This is a genomic window from Xanthomonas sp. 4461 (genome assembly GCF_024806475.1).
Taxonomy (GTDB): domain Bacteria; phylum Pseudomonadota; class Gammaproteobacteria; order Xanthomonadales; family Xanthomonadaceae; genus Xanthomonas; species Xanthomonas arboricola_F.
This window is the reverse complement of the sequence record NZ_JANTYV010000004.1, coordinates 381044-402241: the sequence shown is the minus strand read 5'-3', so window position 1 is coordinate 402241 and position 21198 is coordinate 381044. Positions and strand designations below refer to the sequence as shown.

Sequence of the window (21198 nt, the reverse complement as noted above, 5' to 3'; positions counted from 1 at the left end):
TATACGCGGCCCCAAGGGAGCTGCGCGTTCTTCAACGGCTTGGGTGGGGCTGTACCGCTGGCGGCAGACGGGCGCACGGGACCGCCGCCGGGTTCTCGCCGATACCGTCAGGGCATGCCCCAAGGCGCTTGAGCGGGAGGGCGACGGAGCGCTGTTACGTCTGGTCGCAGGGCATGGCACCTTCCAGGCCAGCGACATGCGCCGAGCCTGTGCCGGGTGCCGTGTGGTGGCTGCATCGGGTCGTTCTGGTCGGTTACGCGCAGCGGCCTGGATGCCGCCGTGCCAGACAGCGGTCGTGCAGGCGTGCCCGGACGCAGCGTGCGTCGCGGCATGCCGCGTCTGGCGCTCGCAAATGCAATCCACACCGGGGGTGGGTCTGCCCAGAATCGGCATAGTTTCCTCCGAAAATGCACAAACGAGCTCCGCCGATGCGGACCGCTTATTCCCGCGGCGGAAGCACCGACAGCACTTCTTCGATGGTGGTCAGCCCGGCGGCGACCTTTTCCAGGCCGGTGCGGCGCAGCGTGCGCAGGCCGTCGCCGCGTGCGGCCTGGCTGAAGCTGGCCAGGTCGGTGTCGGCGCGGATCAGGCTGCGCAACCGCGGACTCACCGGCAGCAATTCGTACAGGCCCACGCGGCCGAGATAGCCGGTGCGGCGGCATTCAAGACAACCGACCGGCGCGTGCACGTTGAGCACTTCCGGCAGCGCTTCGCCCGGCTCGCGGATCGCCGACCAGTCGTCGTCGCTGAGCGTGTGCGGGCGCTTGCAATGCACGCACAGGGTGCGCACCAGCCGCTGCGCCAGTACGCCGTTGAGCGTGGAGGCGACCAGGTAATGCGGCACGCCCAGGTCCAGCAAACGGGTGATCGCCGAGGCGGCGTCGTTGGTGTGCAGCGTCGACAGCACCAGATGCCCGGTCAGCGAGGCCTGCACCGCCATCTGCGCGGTTTCCAGGTCGCGGATTTCGCCGATCATGATGATGTCCGGGTCCTGGCGCAGCAGCGTACGCACGCCGCTGGCGAAATCCAGGTCGATGTTCTGCTGCACCTGCATCTGGTTGAATTCCGGCGCGATCATTTCGATCGGGTCTTCCACGCTGCACACGTTCACATCCGGCGTGGCCAGGCGCTTGAGCGTGGAGTACAGCGTGGTGGTCTTGCCCGAGCCGGTGGGGCCGGTGACCAGCACGATGCCATGCGGGCGCTCGACCAGCGCGCTCCAGCCGGCGGCCTCTTCCGGGCTGAAGCCGAGTTGCTCGATGCTCTTGAATGCCGAATCCGGGTCGAAGATGCGCATCACGCACTTCTCGCCGAAGGCGGTGGGCATGGTGGACAGGCGCATTTCCACCTCGCGCCCGCCCGGCGAACGGGTCTTGATGCGGCCGTCCTGCGGGCGGCGGCGCTCGGCCAGGTCCATGCGGCCGAGCACCTTGATGCGGCTCACCACGGCGGTCATCACCGACGGCGGTACTTCCAGCACCTTGTGCAGCACCCCGTCGATGCGGAAGCGCATGCGCCCGGCCTCGCGACGCGGCTCCAGGTGGATGTCGCTTGCGCGCTGTTCGTAGGCGTACTGCAGCAGCCAGTCGACGATATGCACGATGTGGTGGTCGTCGGCGTTGACATCGCCGGCGCGGCCCAGTTCCACCAGCTGTTCGAAACTGGGCAGGCCCGAGCTCGACTCGGCGCCGCGCGCATCGCCACGCGCGCCGCGCACCGACTGGGTCACGCCGAAGAACTCCATCGTGTAGCGATGCAGGTCCAGCGGGTTGATCAGCGCCAGTTCGATGCGACGCCGGCTCAGGTGCTGCACGTCGGCCAGCCAGTCCAGCGCCAGCGGCTCGCTGGTGGCGATCAGCACGCGTTCGGCATCCAGCGCCAGCGGCAGGATGCGGTGGCGGCGCGCGTAGGCATGCGAGACCACGCCGGTGACCGCGGCCACATCGATACGGGTGGGGTCGATGCGCAGGTAGCGCAGGCCGGTGCGCGTGGCCAGCCACTCGGTGAGCCGTTCCAGGCCCAGTTCGCCGGCCGGCGCCTGCGCGGCATGCAGCTTGAGGTTGGCCAGCAGCACCAGCGGATGCACTTCGCTGGCGTTGCGCACGCCCGCGGCGGAGAACTGCACGCGCTCGTGTTCGTGCGGCACCACCATGCCATCGGCGAGCAACGCGGCGGCCACCGGGTCGAACATCAGTCGTCCGCGTGGCAGGATCGCCACCGCACCCTCTGGATCGGCCGTACGCCGCTGTTCCATCGCTTGTTTCCCCTGCAGCGGTGCTCCGCGGCAAAGCGCTGCGGGTCGGCCGGTATACTAGCGCACCCCTTCCGCACGGCCCTTGCTGCATGTCCGATTCCCGCCGCGTTCCAATCACGTTCCAGGGCCTGATCCAGACCCTCAACCAGTACTGGGCCGAGCAAGGCTGCGTGCTGATCCAGCCGCTGGACCTGGAAGTGGGCGCAGGCACGTTCCATCCGGCCACCTTCCTGCGCGCGCTGGGACCGGAGCCGTGGAATGCGGCCTACGTGCAGCCCTCGCGCCGCCCCACCGACGGCCGCTACGGCGAAAACCCCAACCGCCTGCAGCGCTACTACCAGTACCAGGTGGCGATGAAGCCCAACCCGGACAACATCCAGGACCTGTACCTGGGCTCGCTCAAGGCCTTGGGCATCGACCCGCTGGTGCACGACCTGCGCTTTGTCGAAGACAACTGGGAATCGCCGACGCTGGGCGCCTGGGGCCTGGGCTGGGAAGTCTGGCTCAACGGCATGGAAGTCACCCAGTTCACCTACTTCCAGCAGGCCGGCGGCCTGGAGTGCAAGCCGGTGCTGGGCGAGATTACCTACGGGCTGGAGCGGCTGTGCATGTACCTGCAGAGCTGCGACAACGTTTACGACCTGGTATGGACCTACGGCCCGGATGGCGCGCCGGTGAGGTACGGCGATGTCTATCACCAGAACGAGGTGGAGCAGAGCGCCTACAACTTCGAACATGCCAATGTGGCCGAGCTGTTCCATCGTTTCGACGCCTGCGAGGCCGAGGCCAGGCACCTGGTCGAGGTCGGCCTGCCGCTGCCGGCGTACGAGCAGGTCACCAAGGCCAGCCACGCGTTCAACCTGCTGGATGCGCGCCGCGCGATCAGCGTGACCGAACGCCAGCGCTACATCCTGCGCGTGCGCGCGCTGGCGCAGGGCGTGGCGCAGGCGTATTACGCACAACGCGAGAAGCTGGGCTTTCCCGGCGTCAAACGCTGATGCTGTGTCCTTCTCCCGCCAGCGGGAGAAGGACATTCTCCAGTCACCTTCGTCCGTTGATGGCAGAAGGGACATAAGCCAAGGTTCACCTGATATGAGCGAACACCTTCCCCTGCTGATCGAACTGGGCACCGAAGAGCTGCCGGTCAAGGCGCTGCCGGGTCTGGCGCAGGCCTTCTTCGATGGCGTGCTGCACGGTCTGGAAAAGCGCGGCGTCGCGGTCACCCGTGGCGACGCCAAGCCGCTGTCCACGCCGCGCCGCCTGGCGGTGCTGCTGCCGGGCGTGGCCACCGAGCAGCCGGAGCAGCGCTCCGAAGTGCTGGGCCCGTATCTCAACATCGCGCTGGATGCCGAGGGCAAGCCGACCAAGGCGCTGGCCGGTTTCGCCGCCAAGGCCGGAATCGACTGGACCGCACTGGAGCGCACCAGCGATGCCAAGGGCGAGCGCTTCGTGCATCGCGCGGTGACGCCGGGTGCGCGCACCGCCGACCTGCTGCCCGACATCCTGCGCGAGGCGATCGCCGCAATGCCGATCCCCAAGCCGATGCGCTGGGGCGCACACGAATACGCCTTCGCGCGGCCGGTGCAATGGCTGGTGCTGTTGTTCGGCAATGACGTCATCCCGGCCGAGCTGTTGGGCGTGCGCGGCGACCGCGTCACGCGGGGACACCGTTTCATGCATGAAGGCGAGGTGTTGTTGTCTGCGCCGAGCGACTACATCGACGCGCTGCGCAGTGCGCATGTGCTGGTGGATGCCGATGCACGCCGTACGCGCATCATCGAAGAGGTCGAAGCGGCCGCCAGGCAGGCCGGTGGCAGTGCACGCATCAGCGACGACAACCTGGAACAGGTGGTCAACCTGGTCGAATGGCCGTCGGCGGTGCTGTGCAGTTTCGAGCGCGCATTCCTGGCGGTACCGCAGGAAGCGCTGATCGAAACCATGGAAATCAACCAGAAGTTCTTCCCGGTGCTGGACGACGGCGGCAAGTTGACCGAGCAGTTCATCGGCATCGCCAATATCGTCTCCAGGGACGTGGCCGAAGTGGCCAAGGGCTACGAGCGGGTGATCCGCCCGCGCTTTGCCGATGCCAAGTTCTTCTTCGACGAAGACCTCAAGCAGGGGCTGGAGGCGATGGGCGCGGGTCTGGCCAGCGTCACCTACCAGGCCAAGCTGGGCAGCGTGGCCGACAAGGTGGCGCGCGTGGCGGCGCTGGCCGAGGCGATCGCGCCGCAGGTCGGTGCCGATCCGGTGCAGGCGCGCCGCGCCGCGCAGCTGGCCAAGAACGACCTGCAATCGCGCATGGTCAACGAATTCCCCGAACTGCAGGGCATTGCCGGGCGTCATTACGCCAAGGCTGCTGGTGAGCCTAGCGAGATTTCATTGGCGATCGACGAGGCGTATCAACCGCGTTTTGCCGGCGACGACATCGCACTGTCGCCGTTGGGCAAGGTGCTGGCGATTGCCGAACGACTGGATACGTTGGCCGGTGGCTTTGCGGCCGGGCTGAAGCCGACCGGCAACAAGGACCCGTTTGCGCTGCGACGTAATGCGTTGGGGTTGGCGCGGACGGTGACTGAGTCCGGGTTTGATCTGGATTTGAAAAAGCTGCTTGTAGAGGCTAGAAATCAGATCAATGTCCAAGCAAGTGCCAGACAACTGCTTAAAACAGAAACTGCGATCACCAAGGCGAAAGATGCCGGTGCGGCCTTGCCGCCAGCTGTCGAAAAGGAAGCTCACACCACGTTGGCGCAGGCGGGTCAGGACACAGAGATTTTTGACTTCATCCTGGACCGCCTACGCGGCTACTACGCAGACAAAGGCGTGCCGGCAACCCACTTCAATGCGGTCGCCGCATTGTTCTTGGTCGCGCCCGAGGGCGCTCCTACAGGGCTCGTAGGAGCGCACCTGGGCGCGACCCACGGTTCCCTCTACGATTTCGACCGCCGCATCGATGCGATCGGCATCTTCGCCATGCTGCCCGAAGCCGAAGCCCTGGCCGCGGCCAACAAGCGCATCCGCAACATCCTGCGCAAGGTCGAGGGCGAGATCCCCGGCGACATCGACACCACGCTGCTGCGCGAACCGGCCGAGGAAGCCCTGGCCGAAGCGGTGGAAGCGGCCATCGGCGACACTGGCGATGCGTTGCACCGCCACGACTACGTTGCCGTGCTCGCGCGCCTGGCCCGCCTGCGCCCGCAGGTGGATGCGTTCTTCGATGGCGTGATGGTCAACGCCGAAGACCCCCAGCTGCGTGCCAACCGTCTGGCGCTGCTGAAGAAGCTCGGCGACCGCCTCGGCAGCGTTGCCGCCATCGAGCATCTGTCCAGCTGATGTCCACCGCTGCCGGCGCGACGCAGTGGCACAGTGCCCAGGCTGCGCTGGCACGCCGCGACATGCCCGCAGCGGCGGCGGCGTTGCAGGCGGTGTTGGCGCTGGAGCCGACGCATGTGTCGGCCCGTGTGCTGTTGGCCGGCACCGTGCTGGCGAGCGGCAGGATGCGCGAGGCGGTCACCCAGCTACGCCTGGCCGCGCGCGATCTGGGCGAGGATGTGACGCTGCGTTGCCGTGTTGCACAAGCGCTGCTGCGCGTCGGCGAACATCGACCGTTGCATGCGCTGCTGCGGCATCCATCGGTGCTGCAGTGTGGCGATGGCGCAACGCTGGCCTTGCTGGCGCACGTACACCAATCCCTGGGCGAACATCCCGAGGCACTGGCGATGATGCAGCGCGCGCAGGCCTGCGGATTCGATGGCGCGGATTTCCGCTTTTTCCTTGCCGTGCAATTGCAGTTCAACGGGCATCTGGACGCGGCCGCGCAGGCGCTGGAACAGACCCTGGCGCAGAAGCCCGGCTACGGCCGCGCGGCGCTGACGCGTGCACGCTTGCGTCGCCAGAGTACGAGCGATAACCATGTCGCGGCGCTGCGCCAGCAGTTGCAGCGCTCCGCTCCCGGGAGCGAAGACCGTGCCGGGCTGGCGTTCGCGCTGTACAAGGAGCTGGAGGACCTCGGCGATACCGATGCCGCCTGGGATGCGCTGCAACAGGGCAATGCGGTCATGCACGCACGCTTGCGCCACGATGCCCAGGCCGAGGCATCGCTGTACGCGCAATTGGGCACCTTGGCCGATCAGGGGGTGTTCGCAGCCCAGCCGGCCGACGTTGCACACGGCCCGCAACCCATCTTCGTGCTTGGCCTGCCACGCTCGGGCACCACGGTGCTCGAGCGCATGCTGGGCAACCATTCGCAGATTGTCGCTGCGGGCGAGCTGAGCGACTTCGGCCATCAGTTGCGCTGGGGCGCGGACCAGGCCGGGCGAAGCCTGCTGGATGCAGGCCTGTTGCAGGCGCTGCCCACACTGGACTACGCACAGGTCGGGCAGCGCTATCTGGAGCAGACGCAGTGGCGCGCCGGGTCGGCCCGCTGGTACATCGACAAGTTGCCTGCCAACGCGGTGGCGATCGGGCCGATTGCACGTGCCTTGCCGGGCGCGCTGATCCTGCATCTGGTGCGCGAGCCGATGGCGGTGTGTTTTTCCAACTATCGCGCGCTGTTCGGCGATTCCTATGCCTACAGCTACGACCTGCAGACCCTGGCGCGGCATTACCAGGCGTATCACGGCCTGATGGCGCACTGGCGTGCCGCGCTCCCGGGCCGGGTGATCGATGTGGACTATGCGCAGATGGTGCGCGATCCGTCTGCGGTGCTGGAGCAGTTGATGAGGCGCTGCGGAGTGGCGATAGAGCCGGGGCAGATCGATATCACCCGCAATGCCGCAGCGTCGGCCACGCTAAGCAGCGTGCAGGTGCGCGAAGGTGTGCATGGGCGCAATGTGGAAGCGTGGCGCCGCTACGCAACGCAACTGGAGCCGCTGAGGCAGGCCTTGCTGCGTGCAGGCATGATCGAAACGGGCGCTACGCTCTAAGAGCGGCTGACCAACGCGCGCGTCCACCTGTCGTGTGGATACGGCCTGCGGTTTGATCCCCGTCAGCACGTCACCACGTCGGCAGATGCGATGTTTTCGCGACTTGTCGGACCCTGTGGCGGAATGGATGCCGCGCAAGAATTTACGGGGATAGGCGCACGGCATGTCCTGCAAGCGGTAAGGGCATCGCGCCCTCGCCCACGTGCCTGGACATCTCTGCCAGGACCAACGCGACCAGCACCTGGAGTCCATCGACACGGCGTTCAAGCGATGTTGGTCGCTGCGCTCGGGTCCGGTCCGGACGCATCTACGTCGATGGTCCTGCAGCAAAGAAGACCGGCAGTCATGCTGACTGCCGGTCGTTGGTCACAACCAATGACTCACTGCGCGCCGAAGCGCCAGTTCAATTCCAGCATGTAGGAACGGCCGTAGCCGGTGTAGTTGAAGATGTTGTAGTAGGGGTAACTGGTGTAGGTGCGATCTCGCGGCGGACGGGTATCGGCCAGGTTGTTGACGGTGGCCGTCAGCGAGATGTCGTCGTTGATCGCATAGTCCAGCGTCGCATTGAACGTGGTCCAGGCGCCAACCTTGCGCGCCCCTTCCACTGCATAGCCATCGGTGCTCTGGCCCGCGGTGAAGTTGGGCGTACGGCCGTAACGCTGGCCGAACAAGGTGGTGGTCCACGCATCCTTCTGCCAGGTGATCGAGGCATTGGTGATGCTGCGGAACTCGGAAGAGAAGAACGGCTCGCTCAGCAGGTCGCGCACCGGGTCTTGCGGGAACTGCTGACTTTCGTGCTTGAGCGTCAGGTTGTATTGCGCGTCGAACACAAACAGGCCCCACGACTCGGTGGCCAGGTTGTAGGTCGCCTTGGTCAGCACGCCGGAGATTTCCTCGTTGGAAATATTAACCGGGTTGATGCGGATATTGCTCAGGCGATTGGGTACTGGCGCATCGGCGGCGGTGCGATCGATGCGCGACAGCGCGTCGACGCAGGTTGGCGAGTTGATGTCCAGGGCGCCGAGCCGGCAGGCCGATTCGTTCTGCAGCAACGCATCGGTGCTCAGGTCGCTGACCTTGTCATCGATCTTGATGTTGTAGTAATCGGCATTGACGCTGAAGCGTGCGCTCGGCGACCACACCACGCCGGCGCCCCAGGATTTGGCGGTGATCGACTGCAGATCCGCATTGCCGGACCGACGGCCCTGGATGCTGGTGCCGGAATAGGTGCAGTCGGCGATCGGCACGCCGGGTTCTTCGACCGCGCAGCGGTAGTAGTCGTTGACGCCCTGGAAGAAGCCGCTGTCGCCAGCGAATGAGAACGCCATGTCCGGTGCCTTGAACGCGGTGGCGTAGTTGCCGCGGAACAGCAGCGAATCGATCGGACGGAATTCCAGCGCGGCCTTGTAGGTGAACTTGGAATCGCCACCGCCGCCCTGGTTCTTGTAGTCGTCGTAACGGCCGGACAGATTGGCCGTGAGGGTGCTCAGGATCGGCACGCGCATTTCGAACGCCGCCGCCCAGTTCTCACGCTTGCCGCTGCCCTGGGTGCCGGTCAGCTGGTAGAAGTCGCCGGCGATCACGCGCTGATCGGTCGGGTTGGTCCAGTACTGATTACCTGCCTGCAACACGCCGGCGATGCCGACTGCACCGGCCGGCAAGTTGAACAACTCGGTGTTGGTCAGTTGCAGGTTCACGTTCTGGGTCCAGGTCCTGGACTTGGTGCGGATTTCGTCGTTGAAGCTGCGGTACTGCGCCGGCGTCAATGCGCGGTAGAAGTTGGCATCGTTGGGCGAATAAATCGGGTAGCCGTAGTACTCGCCCTGGGGAGCGCCAAGGAACTGTTCGCGGAAAAAATCTTCGATGCGGTCGGCGAGCGGCCACTGCTGGCGGCTTTCGATGCGATATTCCGAGCGTGCGTAATACGCATCGTAGGTCCAGTTGCTGGCACCCAGGCCGCCTTTCAGGCCGAGCGCGATGTTGTAGGAGTCGGCGGTCTGGCGGTCGTTGTTGAAGTTCTGATTGCCGGTTTCTTCCGGCGCAAAGATGCGTTGATAGCTTTCGAGCTGCTGGCTGTCCTGATTGTAGAAAAAACCACCGGTATCGGACGAGGTCTGCCAGAAGCGGGATCCGCCATTGACCTCCACCTTGGTGCGATTGAGCAGCAGGGTCGAGTACAGCTCGACGTTGTCGTTGAACGCATAGCTCAGGTTGGCATAGCCGCTGGCGCTGCGTTCCTTGTTGAGGATGCTGGCATACCCTGGCTCGGTGCGGCTGCTGCAGAAGTTGCCGCGGTTGGCGCGGTTGTCGTACTGCACCGAGCCATTGAACAGCGGTCCCAAGGCAGCACAATTTTCGGCGCCCGGGTCGATGTAGGTGGTTGGGAGATTATGCAAGGCGATACGTGAGCCATAACGCAGTGTCGGGTCCGGATTGTCGCTGGTGGAATCGAAATCGCGGCGCTGATAGCCGTAGATCGGATCCTGGTTGTTGAGCTGCAGGCCCCACACGATGTTGGCGCCGCCGATCTCGTTGCCGCCGGTCAGCTGAAAGCGCTGGTTGTTGCCGCCACCGCCGTCATAGGTGCCCATGCGGTAATTCATCTGCACGCCGTCCATGCGCTTTTTCAGGATGATGTTGACCACACCGGCGATTGCGCTGGAGCCGTAGATCGAGGACTGGTTACCGGGCGCCACGTCGATGCGCTCGACCATGCCCACCGGCACGCTGGCCAGATCGACGAAGTTGCTCTGCCCGTTGTACAGCAGCGGGTAGTCGGCCATCGGCCGGCCGTCGATCAGCACCAGGGTGAAGCCGGGATCCAGGCCGAGCAGGCTCAGCGACTTGGCGCCGGCGGTGAATCCTCCGCTGAACTGGCCATCCTGCACCGAGCCGGTCGCCATCGGTTGCGAGCGCAGCACGTCGTAGACGTCCTTGAAGCCGCGGCGCTGGATGTCCTGGGCGGTGATCGAGAACACCGGGGTCGCGGTTTCGACCTGGGAACGGGGGATCAACGACCCTGTCACCGTCACCTTGTCCAGTTGAGTGACTTCACCTTGATCCTGTGCCATGGCAAGCGATGGCATGGTCAGTGCGGTGCAGACCGCCGTAACCAGTAAATGACGCTTCATGAAACGCACCTCTCTCTCCAAAGGTATGAACGGGCGCGCGGCAATCGGGGGTCCGCACGCAATGGGTGTCAACGAAACGTTAACAACGTACCGACTGTACCCAGTTCCGTCCGCTGCCGTATAGGCGTGTTTCTTCAGATTTTTTGTCCCTTCACGCCCAGGCTGGGTATCCTTTGCCGATGCTTAAAGCCGCGTTTGCTCTCTCCCTGCTGTGCACCCTGTTCGTTCCGCTGCAAGCGATTGCCCGGGCGACCATCGACAAGATCGAGATCAAGGGCCTGGACGACGGCGACGATGCCGAGATGATCGAGAACATCGAGGTCTCCCTGTCTCTGTATGAGGCCGTCGGTAAGGAGCAGGGCGAGTCGCGACTGGAGTACCTGCTGGCGCAGGCCGAGCGGCAGACGCGCGAGGCGCTGGAGCCGTTCGGCTACTATTCGCCCACCATCGAACTGGCCGCGCCGCGCAACGGCGACCGGGTGACGGTGGTGATCACGGTGAACCGTGGCGAGCCGGTGCGGGTGCGCACCTCGCATATCTCCATCACCGGCTGGGCCGAGCAGGACCGCTATCTGGGGCAGGACCTCAAGCAGTTCGAGCCGCGCGAAGGCCAGGTCTTCAGTCATCCGCAATACGAAGCCAGCAAGGTGCGCATCACCCGGCGGCTGGCCGAGCGCGGATACTTCGATGCCGATTTCACCCAGCGCCGGGTGGCGGTGACGCGCGCCGAACACGCGGCCGACATCGACCTGAACTGGGACAGCGGCCGCCGCTACGACATGGGCAAGGTACGCTTCGACTACGACTACTTTCGCGATGGCCTGTTCGACCCGCTGGTGTACTGGGACGAGGGCAGCTACTACCACGAAGGCAAGCTGGATCGGCTGCGCGAGTCGCTGACCAAGCTGGATTACTTCAGCACCATCGACATCCAGCCCAAGCCCGAAGAAGCCGACGCCGATGGCCGCGTGCCGGTGGACGTCAAGCTCACCCGCGCCAAGCGCACCGTGTATACCTCGGGCCTGAGCTACGGCAGCGAGAGCGGGGCCGGTGTGCGCGGCGGGGTGGAGCGGCGCTATGTGAATTCGCGCGGCCACAAGATGGACACGCAGCTGGACTACGCGCAGAACCGCAAGAGCCTGACCACCAGCTACCGGGTACCGGCGTTCCGCTGGCTCGATGGCTGGTATACCGCGTCGGCGCGCCTGTACGACGAGCAGACCGACTACATCGACCTGCGCAACGTCAAACTCACCGGCAGCCGCAGCGGCCAGATCAACGAGCGCTGGAGCGCCATCGCTTCGATCAATGCCTTGCGCGAGCGCTGGCGGTTCAGCAGCGGCAACGACTTCGAAGGCGCGGTGTACGAAACCTCCACGCTGATCTATCCGCAGCTGCAGGCCAACTACGTCAATGTCGACGACCGGCTGTTTCCGCGCAGCGGTGTGTCGGGCCAGGCGCTGATCCGTGGTGGCGCCGAAGGTGCCGGCTCGGACACCAACTTCGGCCAGCTCTATGGCCAGCTGCGCTGGTTCCTCGGTGCCGGAGACAACGGGCGGGTGATCCTGCGCGGCGAAGGCGGCACCACCTGGACCAGCGATCTGGTGGCGATGCCGCCCAGCCTGCGCTTCTTTGCCGGCGGCGCCAACAGCATTCGCGGCTATGCCTTCCGCGAAGTCGGCCCACGCACGCCCAAGCCGGACGAATTTGCGCTGGGTGCCAAGAACGTGGTCACCGCCAGTGCCGAGTACGAGCATTACTTGAAGGGCGGCCCATGGGGCGGGGCAGTATTTGTCGATAGCGGCAGCGCCTTCGACGACCGGCCCGACTGGCATACCGGTATCGGCTTCGGTCTGCGTTGGCGCTCGCCGGTGGGACCGGTGCGCGTGGACATTGCACACGGCTTGAACGATCCCGACTCGCAGTTCCAGCTCTACATCGATATCGGGGCCAACCTGTGAGCACACCCACGCCGCCCTCCGCACCGCGCCGCGCGCGTTTCTATCGTCGTCGCCGGTTCTGGGTGGGCTCGGGGCTGACCGTGCTCGGGCTGGTGCTACTGGCCTTGATCGCGATCTATTGGTTGCTGCAGACCGTGGCCGGGCGCGACGTGTTGCTGGCGCAGGTGGTTGCGCGCCTGCCGGTGGGTGCCAGCTTCACTTACGGCAGCGTCGAAGGCCCGGTCGCCGGTCCGCTGACCTTGCGCAATGTCGATTTCAAATATCAGGACATTCACTTCACTGCCGAGCGCGTGTATCTGGAGCCGGACCTGCGCCCGCTACTGGGGCGCAAGCTGCAGCTGGATGCGGTGCAGGTCAGCAACGCCAACTTGAACCTGGGCAAGAGCGACGAACCGTTCAAGCTCCCCAGCTGGCCCGAATCGCTGCCGCAGATCGAGGTGCCGCTGGCGATCCAGGCCGACAAGATTGCAGTGGACAACCTGCGTATCACCCAGCTGCAGCAGCCGATGATCGTGCTGCACAAGATGCAGGGCGGGCTGGAAGTGGCGACCGGCGAACTGCGCACGCGCGGGCTGGTGATCGATACCGACATGGGCGATTTTCGCCTGCATGGCGATTACATCCCCAACGACGATTACCACGCCGATCTCACCGCCACCGCAGTGCTGCCGGCCGCGCGTGGCCGCACGCCGGCCAGCCTGGGCCTGGTCGCGCGCGGTGACCTGGACAAGATGGAAGTGGCCATCGCCGGCCGCGCCCCAGCCCCGCTGCAGGCCAGCCTGGTGTTCACCGGCCGCGACGACCCGACCTGGGCGTTCAAGGCCGTCACCGAGGCACTGGATACCTCGCTGCTGATGCCGGCCACCAATGGGCAGTACGCCGCTCCGGCCACACCGATCGCACTGAACCTGCAGGCCTCCGGCAAAGGCGGCAATGCCGACCTGCAGGGCAGCGTCAAACAGGGCGAGCTGAGCGCCACCTTGCAGCCGTCGCACATCAGCCTGCAGGAGCAGGTGTTGACGGTCGAACCGTTGGTGATCGACACCTTCGAAGGCCGCACCCAGCTGCGCGGCACCGCCGATTTCCGCGATGCCCAAAATCCGAGCTTCCGCTTTGCGGTCAATGCCAAGGGCCTGCGCTTCACGCCCACGCCCGACCCGGCCACCCCCGATGCGCCGGTGGTGCCGGTGGAATTGATCGACGCGCGCCTGGGCGTGGCCGGCACGCTGAAAGCCTGGGCCGCGATCGGCCGCGCCAGCGTGGAGCGCGACGGCCAGCAGGCCGCGCTGGTGTTCGACAGCCGCGGCAACGATCAACGCGCACAGCTCAAGCAGGTGCAGGCCACCACGCCGGGCGGCTCGCTGGATCTCACCGGCGAAGTGGGCTGGGCCCCGGAGCTGCAGTGGGATGTCACCGCGCAGCTGGCCAAGTTCGACCCGGGCTATTTCGCGCCGGGCTGGAACGGCAACCTCTCCGGCAAGATCGCCTCCAAGGGCCGTCAGCTGCCGGCGCCGGCCGGCGGCGTATCGCCGGGCTTCGAAGCCACTGCGGATATTCCGACCCTGAGCGGCCAGCTGCGTCAACGCGCGCTGTCGGCCAACGGCAAGTTCGCCTTGCGTGGCGAACAGGGCGAAGGCGAATTGCAGCTGTCGCTGGGCAATAGCCGCATCAACGCCAAGGGCAAGGTCGGCGACCAGCTGGAGATCGCCGCGCAATTGCAGCCGCTGCAACTGGACGACGTGTTGCCCGGCGCCACCGGCACCGTGCGCGGGCAGCTGCAGGTCAGCGGCCGCCGCGATGCCCCGGACATCACCGCCGACATCGCCGGCAACGGCCTGCGCTGGGACACCTACAGCGCGCAAAACATCAGCCTGCGTGGGCGCCTGCCATGGCGCGGCAGCGATGGACAACTGGCGTTGCAGGGCACTGCGATCGAAGCCGGCGTGGTGCTGGACAGCGTGCGGGTGCAGGCACGCGGCGCGGTGGAAGCGCTGCGTCTGGATGCCGATATCGCCAACAGCATGGCCAGCGTCGCGCTGCAGGGCGATGTCCGCCGCGCTGGCGAGCGCTGGCAGGGGCAGGTCGCCACGTTGCGGATCGCGCCGGCCAAGGGCGATGCCTGGGCGCTACGCCAGCCGGCGCAGTTCAGTACCGATGGCGCGGCCTTCACCTTGTCCGACACCTGCCTGGGCGCAGCCACCGGCGGCGCGCTGTGCGCCAGCGCCAACTGGCCACGCGAGGGCATGGTGGTGCATGGCGATGCCTTGCCGCTGTCGCTGGTGCAGCCGTGGTTGCCCAAGCAGGAAGGCCGCCAGATCTATCTGCGTGGCGAGCTGTCGCTGGACGGCAGCTTCAAACCGCGCGGCAATGCATGGGAAGGCAGCCTGCGCATCGCCTCGCCCGAAGGCGGCATCCGCCTGGGCGAAACCCGCTACGCCGCCGTGGCCGGCAACCCCAATCGCGGCGAGTTGTTGCGCTACGACCAGTTCAGCGTGCAGGCCGATTTCACCCAGCAGCAGATCCAGGCCAAGCTCGGTATCGGCTTCCAGGGCGCAGGCTTTGTCGATGCCAAGTTCAACACCGGCTGGGACGCGTACGCGCCGCTCAACGGCGAGCTGTATCTCAACATGTCGCGCCTGTACTGGCTGGAGCTGGTGGTGGCCGATGTGGTGCGGCCCAAGGGCCTGGTCGAAGGCCATGTGAGCCTGCGCGGCACCCGCGACAAGCCGCTGCTCGGCGGCGATGCCACCTTGAGCGATTTCACTGCCGAATACCCGTCGATGGGTTTGACCTTGAGCGAGGGCAAGGGCCGTTTCGACGCGCTGCCCGATGGTTCGGCCAAGATCACCGCCTCGGCCAAATCCGGCGAAGGCACGCTCACCGTCGATGGCGGGTTGTCGTGGTTCGGTACCAGCACGCCGCTGCTGCTGAATATCCGCGGCAATAACGTGCTGGCGTACAACACCAGCGAGTTGCGCATCATTGCCAACCCGGACATGCAGTTCGGCATCACCGACAACACCATGCAGTTGCGCGGCAAGGTCACCGTGCCCGAAGCCGATATCGATCTGGAGCGCCTGGATCGCGGCACCTCGGTGTCCGAAGACGTGGTGGTGCTGGACCCGGTCGACCCGGAAGCCGCGCCGTCCTCGCTCCTGGATATGGACCTGGCCATCGTGCTTGGCGACAAGGTCAACATGAGCGGCTTCGGCCTGAAGGGCGGCCTGAGCGGGCAGATGCAGATCCGCGCGCGCCCGGGCCGCGAAATGACCGCCAACGGTGGGCTGGATGTGCGTGGCCGCTACAAGGCCTATGGCCAGGATCTGACCATCAGCCGCGGCCAGCTGACCTGGAACAACAACATCGTCTCCGACCCGCGCGTGAGCCTGCGCGCCGAACGCAAGATCGGCGATGTCACCGCCGGTATCGACGTCAGCGGCCGCGCCGAATCGCCACGCGCCGATGTCTGGTCCGAGCCGGCGATGTCGCAGTCCGAAGCGCTGTCGTACCTGGTGCTCGGCCGCGGCCTGTCCACCGCCAGCAGCGACGAAACCCAGCAGGTCAGCGCCGCCTCGGCCGCGCTGTCGGCCGGCAGCAGCCTGATCGCCTCGCAGATCGGCGCCAAGCTCGGCCTGGACGAAGCCGGCGTCAGCCAATCCAGCACGCTCGGCTCGGTGGTGGGCTTCGGCAAATACCTCTCGCCCAAGTTGTACGTCGGTTACGGCGTCTCGATGATCGGCGGCGGCTCGGTGCTGACGCTGAAATACCTGCTCAGCCGCGGCTTCGATGTGGAAGCCGAATCCAGCACGGTGGAGACTAAGGGGTCGGTGAACTGGCGGCGGGAGAAGTAGGCGCGTTGCTTCCGTTTCCAGATGCGGGAGCACCAGCTCCCGCAGCGGTCACACCACCGAGCAAATCCGGCGACGTGCGGGGCGACCCCGCGCAGCGCCCCGTCGCCATCGCATCCCGTCAGGGCATGGGGTGGGTTCGCCGTCAGTGATCAGCGGGTTGCGATCTTGCGGAACTTCCACTGCGAGATCATGTCCGCGCCCCAGGCGATTGCGGTCGCCAGCAGCGCGACGGCTGGATACGCGATCAGTGCGCCAAGCGCGACGAAGGCGGCCTTGGCGAGGAAGATCGCGGCCCAGATCCATCCCCAGCTCCAGCGAAACGTGAAGGTCTTGCCCTCGCGGCTTGCCCAGCGCAGAAGCGCCATCACTAGCAACGGCAAGGCGATGATGGTTGCTGCGCTCTGCTGCCCGGCAACGATCAATGCGCCGGCCAGCATGCCGATGACCGGAATGAACAGGCGTTGCAACCAAGGATGCTCCACGCGCGGATCGGCCTCGGGCCGACATTGCCAACGCCCTAGCGACGTCAGGCAATACCAGGCGGACCAGCCGACGATACTGATGGCCGCGCCGTATAGGCCAACCTTCAGGACCGGCGACATGCCCGGCGCGGGATTATGGTCGAGCATGGCCAGCAACAGGCACAGCAGGAAAAAGACGCTGCCCACGATCGCGCTGCGCGCCAGTCCCAGCACTGCGACCACCGGATTGAACAGGTGCCGCTCGCTGGCCATGTACCAGCGCAGTGCACTTTCCCGGTCCAGCGGCGCTGGCGGCTTGCTGCCGTCCGGGAGATAGCCGATCAGATCCAGCAGGCGGCGAATACGGTCGGCGCGACCTGGCCACAGCATTGCGACAAGCGCGGCGCCCTCCGATTCTGCCGGCGCCAACCATCCCAGCAGCTTGCGCACCTGCGGCAGCGAGGCCGATGCATCACCACGGTGCTGCAGCTCCCGGGCCAACCGGCCGTGCCCGGCCGGTAGCAGCAGCCACCGGCGATGCATCCGTGTACGCGCCTGTTCGACCAGATAGGGGTCGGGCGCATCCAGCGCATGCTCCCAGTCAAAGAAGTCCGCCAGCACGTCATAGTTGTCTGCAATCAGCACGTGGTCATCGGCCAGCAGGGAGCGCTGCAAGGTACGACCGATCTGCGGCTTGAACTCCAGCGACCATAGTTCCGGTTGTGCGGTCAGCCATTGCCGCAGTTCCTGCGGGTCCACTGTGGCAGCCTGCCGCAGGATGCGTCGCTGCACCTGTTCCACATCGACGTCGGGCAACGGCGGTTGCGGCGGCACGACCCAGTCGACAGAAATCGCAGGGGCCGGGCGTGGTGCTGCATCCGGCTGCGCCGACTCGGGCCATTGTGCGGTAGCGTATTGGGCGTCCGGTATTGGAGACAGGGCGATCTGTCGCGGCGCGGCAGACCGGTCGTTGTGCACCACGGTCTCAGACGTGTCCTCTTCATGCTGGTCATTGGCCTGGTCGACCATCGCCCTCTCTGCGCGGTAACGCGACCAGGCGAGCGCGGCTTGGTAGGTTTCATGCAGTTGCTGGAAACCGACAGGATCGTCGTCCGGGCGGGTGACTTTCAGGCGTGTTGCGTATGCGCGCTTGATCGCACGCGCATCTGCATCCACCTCCAGGCCAAGCGCTTCCAGCGCCCACTTCATGCACGCGCCTCCAGCTCGTCCAACGCCTGCGCAAGTTCGTCGCGGTGGCGTTCGATGCGTGGCAGATCCTGGCTCTCGAGCACCTCACGGAACTGCGCCATCCACTGCTGCACCATGTGCCGTGCGTCGATGTATTCCTCGTAGACGCGCTCGGTACGCGCCATCAGGGCAATATTCTGCTGCTGGTCGCGCGGATGCACCTTGATGGCCGCCAATGCCTGCAGCCGCCGCGCGATCTCCTCACGATCGAGCAGCCCTGGATTCTGTTCCAGTACCAGCTCGTGACGCTTGCCGGTGGCATCCTCGATCACCTCGACTTGCAGCAGCCCATCGACATCGTAGGTGAAGCGGGTCAGCACCCCTTGCTCGTTGCGTGACCGCTTGAGATCCAGCGCAACGCGCAGTTCTCCCAGCTTGATGTTCTTTTCCACCATGGGATTTTCGCCCTGGTAGACATCGATGATGACGTGGCTCTGCTGCTCGTTCATTGGATAGAAGCGATCCTCGCGGCTCACCGGTACCACGCTGTTGCGCGGGATGATGGGATGGAAATAGCCGGAACGCACCTTGCCGTCGTTGCCTTGACGCGCCACCTGCGTACCCAGGGTGTACGGGCATACATCGGTGAGCACCACTTCGCGCAGGCTCTCGTCGCGGCTTTTCAGGCCGGCAGCGACGACCGCGCCCAGCGCGATGGCGTGATCCGGGTTGACATGACGCAGCGGTAGCCGGCCAAGCATGCGGGTGGCCAGGCGGCTGATCATCGGCATGCGCACTGCACCGCCAACCAGCACGATGTCGTCCAGCTCCGAAGGTTTGAGCTTTGCATCGCGCAAGGCGCGCTCGATCGGCGCACGCATACGCTGCAGCAACGGCTCGGCCAGCTGCGCAAAGCGTGCTTCGTCGACTTCCCAGGTATAGCTGTGTCCCGCCATGCTCACGTTGAGCGTGCCTTGTGCCTGCGTACTCAGCTCGCGCTTGAGCTGTTCCAGCCGGCGGCGCAGCTGCGCACTGTCGCCGGGTGCTAGCTTGGCCGCATCGAGACGATGCTCGGCACAAAAGCCTTCCACGAGCACCTCGAGAAAATCCTCGCCGCCGAGAAAGTTGTCGCCGGCACTGGCGTGTACTTCGACCACGCCATCGAACATTTCCAGCAGCGACACATCGAACGTGCCACCACCCAGGTCCAGTACCAGCACGCGACCTTCGCCGCCACGTTCCTGCAGCCCGTAGGCGAGCGCGGCGGCGGTGGGCTCGTTGATCAGCCGTTCCACGCGAATACCCGCCAGCTCCCCGGCCACGCGCGTGGCTTTGCGCTGCGCATCGGAAAAGTATGCCGGTACGCTGATCACCGCTTCTTCGATCCTGCTGCCTAGCGCCGCTTCGGCATCGGCAATCAACGAGCGCAGGATCAGTGCAGATAACTCTTCGGGGCGGAAGCTGCGCTGGCCCAGCTTGGTCTCGCGCGGACTGCCCATCCAGCGTTTGAACGCAGCCACGCTCAGATATGGATGTGTCACCAGGCGCTCGCGCGCCGGCTGGCCGACGAGCAGGCTGCCGTCGTCGCCGATGCTGATCACCGACGGTGTCAGCAGGCTGCCATGCGGATTGGAAAACAACCTCCCACCCTCGGCATCGTGCACGCCGATCAGCGAGTGCGTAGTGCCCAGGTCGATACCTACGATCATGACGGAATCCTTTAGCGTCTATGAAATTTCAATTGAGGATGGACAGGTCGTCGTGCTGCACGTCTTGCACAAGCGACACCAGCCAAAGCAGTAGAGCGACGGCCAACCCGGGCCACAGGCTCGCACCCATCGCCGCCGAAGCGAGCCCGATACCCCCCGAAATGACGAGCGATTGTGGCGCCTTGACTGCCGGTGGCGGAACCATGCGACCCATGACGCGGTACATCGCCATACAGACCAAGGCAGCGCCCATGGCCGCACCCACCACGCCATCACCCCATCCACCTGCTGTGCCGGCAATGCCTGCGGTCATGGCCGCAGGCAACAACCAGCGGTGCGCGATGCGCTTGTGCGCGTCGGACATGAGTCTACGCGCCTGCCACTGCGCACCCAGGTGGACGAGTACCAGCGCACTCCAGCCCACCAAACCCCATCCAATGCTACGGAACGCCCAGGTTGCATTCTCAGTCTCGGGATGAACGGTCGAAAGGATCGCCAATAAGCCGGAGCCGATGGCAAGCAGGGCGGCAACGCAAAGTCCTCGCGCCAGGCCCAAGCCCAACTGACGGCCGTGGGGGCGCTGCGGGTTACCGATCTGTATCCAGAAACGCAGATTCTGCGCATGCACCGATTCGGGCAACTGGTGTGGAAACCACCGCTGCACGATGCTGCAGAAGCGGTACATCCATGCAGGCCGTGCCGGTAGTAGCGCGGTCGTCAGGGAGCGCCATGGCGAGGGTGGCCGTGCCAGACGGGAGCGCAGTGCAGCTGCCCACTGTGGCGTCATCCCGTCCCATCCAGCCACTGTCAACTCGTAGGCCAGCACTTCGGCATCGCCATCGAGTGCCAGCGCCGACTCACGTCGCAAAGCCAGTTCCTGCTTGCGCGCTGTGCTGCGTGCCGCCTGCAGCCAGGCGAGGTCGTCATCGTCTACCAGCGCATGATGCCAGCCAAAGGCCTTCATCAGCGTATCGATGGTTGCCAGACCCAGGGTTGGACGTTGTATTCCGAGCGCCCGCGAGACGTGCTGGCTGATCATGAAGTTCTGATAGGGGGACCACGCATCAAGACGGTGCCGCATCCAGTGTTCGAAAGACTCCGGCGGCTGCCCCAGGGCCACGTCCATCACCCGCGCAGCCCATAGCAGATGAGAGCCATCGGCCTCGGCATCGTCGCCAAAGCTTGCGATCAGCAGATCAAAAGTCGCATCGGTGACCGGTAAGCGTTGGTCTTCCACAAGGCCAGCGAGGGCCTGACCAATTTGCGGACGCAGCTCCAGCGACCACCATTCCGGCAGGGCGTTCAACCATGCGGAAAAGCTCTCGTCGGGCATGTCTTGCGCTGCCGCCAGGATATGTGCAGCGCATTCCTGCACGTGCGCGCCATCTTGCCAGCGCTCGATTTCTGCCTCAAGCGCAGGGTCTTCAATATATGCAGCCAGCGAGCGCCGCGGTTGCGTCCTGGAACGCTGGTTTTCCGACAATGCTTCGGCTGTCGATGTGACGATCTGCGCCGGCGTGTTGTCAGCGTCGTCGTCGCTAGATTGTTCGGTACGTGCTGCGTAAGCCAATGCGGCCTGATAGGTTTCGTGCAGTTGCTGGAATGCCACCGGATCATCATCCGGGCGAGCGGTTTTAAGGCGTACGGCGTACGCGCGCTTGATCGCGCGCGCATCGGCATCAGCTGGGAGACCCAGCACTTCCATTGCCCAGCTCATCGTT

10 protein-coding genes are annotated in these 21198 nt (G+C 65.3%); 5 read left to right on the top strand and 5 right to left on the bottom strand.

Features of this window, described 5'->3' with window-relative positions; all coding sequences use genetic code 11:
- Positions 1-439 precede the first annotated feature (439 nt).
- The gene (locus FHY19_RS16480) at positions 440-2254 is read right to left on the bottom strand and encodes a GspE/PulE family protein (RefSeq protein ID WP_259167274.1); all 1815 of its coding nucleotides are present in this window, start codon (positions 2252-2254) and stop codon (positions 440-442) included.
- Between the two features lie 89 nt (positions 2255-2343).
- On the opposite strand from FHY19_RS16480, the gene glyQ reads away from it, so the two are divergent.
- The 3 genes from glyQ to FHY19_RS16465 all read left to right on the top strand — a co-directional run bounded on the left by glyQ (position 2344) and on the right by FHY19_RS16465 (position 7176).
- The gene (gene glyQ, locus FHY19_RS16475; protein WP_259167273.1) at positions 2344-3252 is read left to right on the top strand and encodes a glycine--tRNA ligase subunit alpha; all 909 of its coding nucleotides are present in this window, start codon (positions 2344-2346) and stop codon (positions 3250-3252) included.
- A gap of 94 nt (positions 3253-3346) precedes the next feature.
- On the top strand, positions 3347-5584 hold the full coding sequence (gene glyS, locus FHY19_RS16470) for a glycine--tRNA ligase subunit beta (protein WP_259167269.1): 2238 nt from the start codon (positions 3347-3349) through the stop codon (positions 5582-5584).
- On the top strand, positions 5584-7176 hold the full coding sequence (locus FHY19_RS16465) for a tetratricopeptide repeat-containing sulfotransferase family protein (protein ID WP_259167267.1): 1593 nt from the start codon (positions 5584-5586) through the stop codon (positions 7174-7176). Before glyS ends, FHY19_RS16465 begins: the two co-directional genes overlap by 1 nt.
- A 380-nt stretch (positions 7177-7556) precedes the next feature.
- On the opposite strand, the gene FHY19_RS16460 is transcribed toward FHY19_RS16465, so the two are convergent.
- Complete coding sequence (locus tag FHY19_RS16460) at positions 7557-10247, bottom strand: TonB-dependent receptor (RefSeq protein WP_259167362.1); 2691 nt, start codon at positions 10245-10247, stop codon at positions 7557-7559.
- Between the two features lie 239 nt (positions 10248-10486).
- Here FHY19_RS16460 and FHY19_RS16455 point away from each other — a divergent pair, with 239 nt between their 5' ends.
- Positions 10487-12268: an autotransporter assembly complex family protein gene (locus FHY19_RS16455; protein ID WP_259158448.1), complete on the top strand. Its 1782-nt coding sequence runs from the start codon at positions 10487-10489 to the stop codon at positions 12266-12268.
- Entirely contained in the window at positions 12265-16119 is a 3855-nt protein-coding gene (locus FHY19_RS16450) for a translocation/assembly module TamB domain-containing protein (protein ID WP_259167265.1), read from the top strand. The genes FHY19_RS16455 and FHY19_RS16450 overlap by 4 nt, the downstream gene beginning before the upstream one ends.
- Before the next feature lie 149 nt (positions 16120-16268).
- Here FHY19_RS16450 and FHY19_RS16445 read toward each other — a convergent pair whose 3' ends face one another.
- Genes FHY19_RS16445 through FHY19_RS16435 form a run of 3 tightly spaced genes read right to left on the bottom strand, consistent with a single transcriptional unit; the run spans position 16269 to position 21182 of the window.
- Positions 16269-17789, bottom strand: coding sequence for a hypothetical protein (locus FHY19_RS16445; protein WP_259167263.1), 1521 nt, complete (start codon positions 17787-17789; stop codon positions 16269-16271).
- A complete protein-coding gene (locus FHY19_RS16440) occupies positions 17786-19477 on the bottom strand; it encodes a molecular chaperone HscC (protein WP_259167261.1) in 1692 nt (563 codons plus the stop codon). Before FHY19_RS16440 ends, FHY19_RS16445 begins: the two co-directional genes overlap by 4 nt.
- Before the next feature lie 28 nt (positions 19478-19505).
- Positions 19506-21182, bottom strand: a complete 1677-nt coding sequence (locus tag FHY19_RS16435; RefSeq protein WP_259167260.1) for a J domain-containing protein — start codon at positions 21180-21182, stop codon at positions 19506-19508.
- Positions 21183-21198 lie beyond the last annotated feature (16 nt).

Bases quoted from the DNA above. Each gene is read 5' to 3' on its own strand.
- FHY19_RS16480 (WP_259167274.1), bottom strand. From the start codon at position 2,254: ATGGAACAGCGGCGTACGGCCGATCCAGAGGGTGCGGTGGCGATCCTG.
- glyQ (WP_259167273.1), top strand. From the start codon at position 2,344: ATGTCCGATTCCCGCCGCGTTCCAATCACGTTCCAGGGCCTGATCCAG.
- glyS (WP_259167269.1), top strand. From the start codon at position 3,347: ATGAGCGAACACCTTCCCCTGCTGATCGAACTGGGCACCGAAGAGCTG.
- FHY19_RS16465 (WP_259167267.1), top strand. From the start codon at position 5,584: ATGTCCACCGCTGCCGGCGCGACGCAGTGGCACAGTGCCCAGGCTGCG.
- FHY19_RS16460 (WP_259167362.1), bottom strand. From the start codon at position 10,247: ATGGCACAGGATCAAGGTGAAGTCACTCAACTGGACAAGGTGACGGTG.
- FHY19_RS16455 (WP_259158448.1), top strand. From the start codon at position 10,487: ATGCTTAAAGCCGCGTTTGCTCTCTCCCTGCTGTGCACCCTGTTCGTT.
- FHY19_RS16445 (WP_259167263.1), bottom strand. From the start codon at position 17,789: ATGAAGTGGGCGCTGGAAGCGCTTGGCCTGGAGGTGGATGCAGATGCG.
- FHY19_RS16440 (WP_259167261.1), bottom strand. From the start codon at position 19,477: ATGATCGTAGGTATCGACCTGGGCACTACGCACTCGCTGATCGGCGTG.
- FHY19_RS16435 (WP_259167260.1), bottom strand. From the start codon at position 21,182: ATGGAAGTGCTGGGTCTCCCAGCTGATGCCGATGCGCGCGCGATCAAG.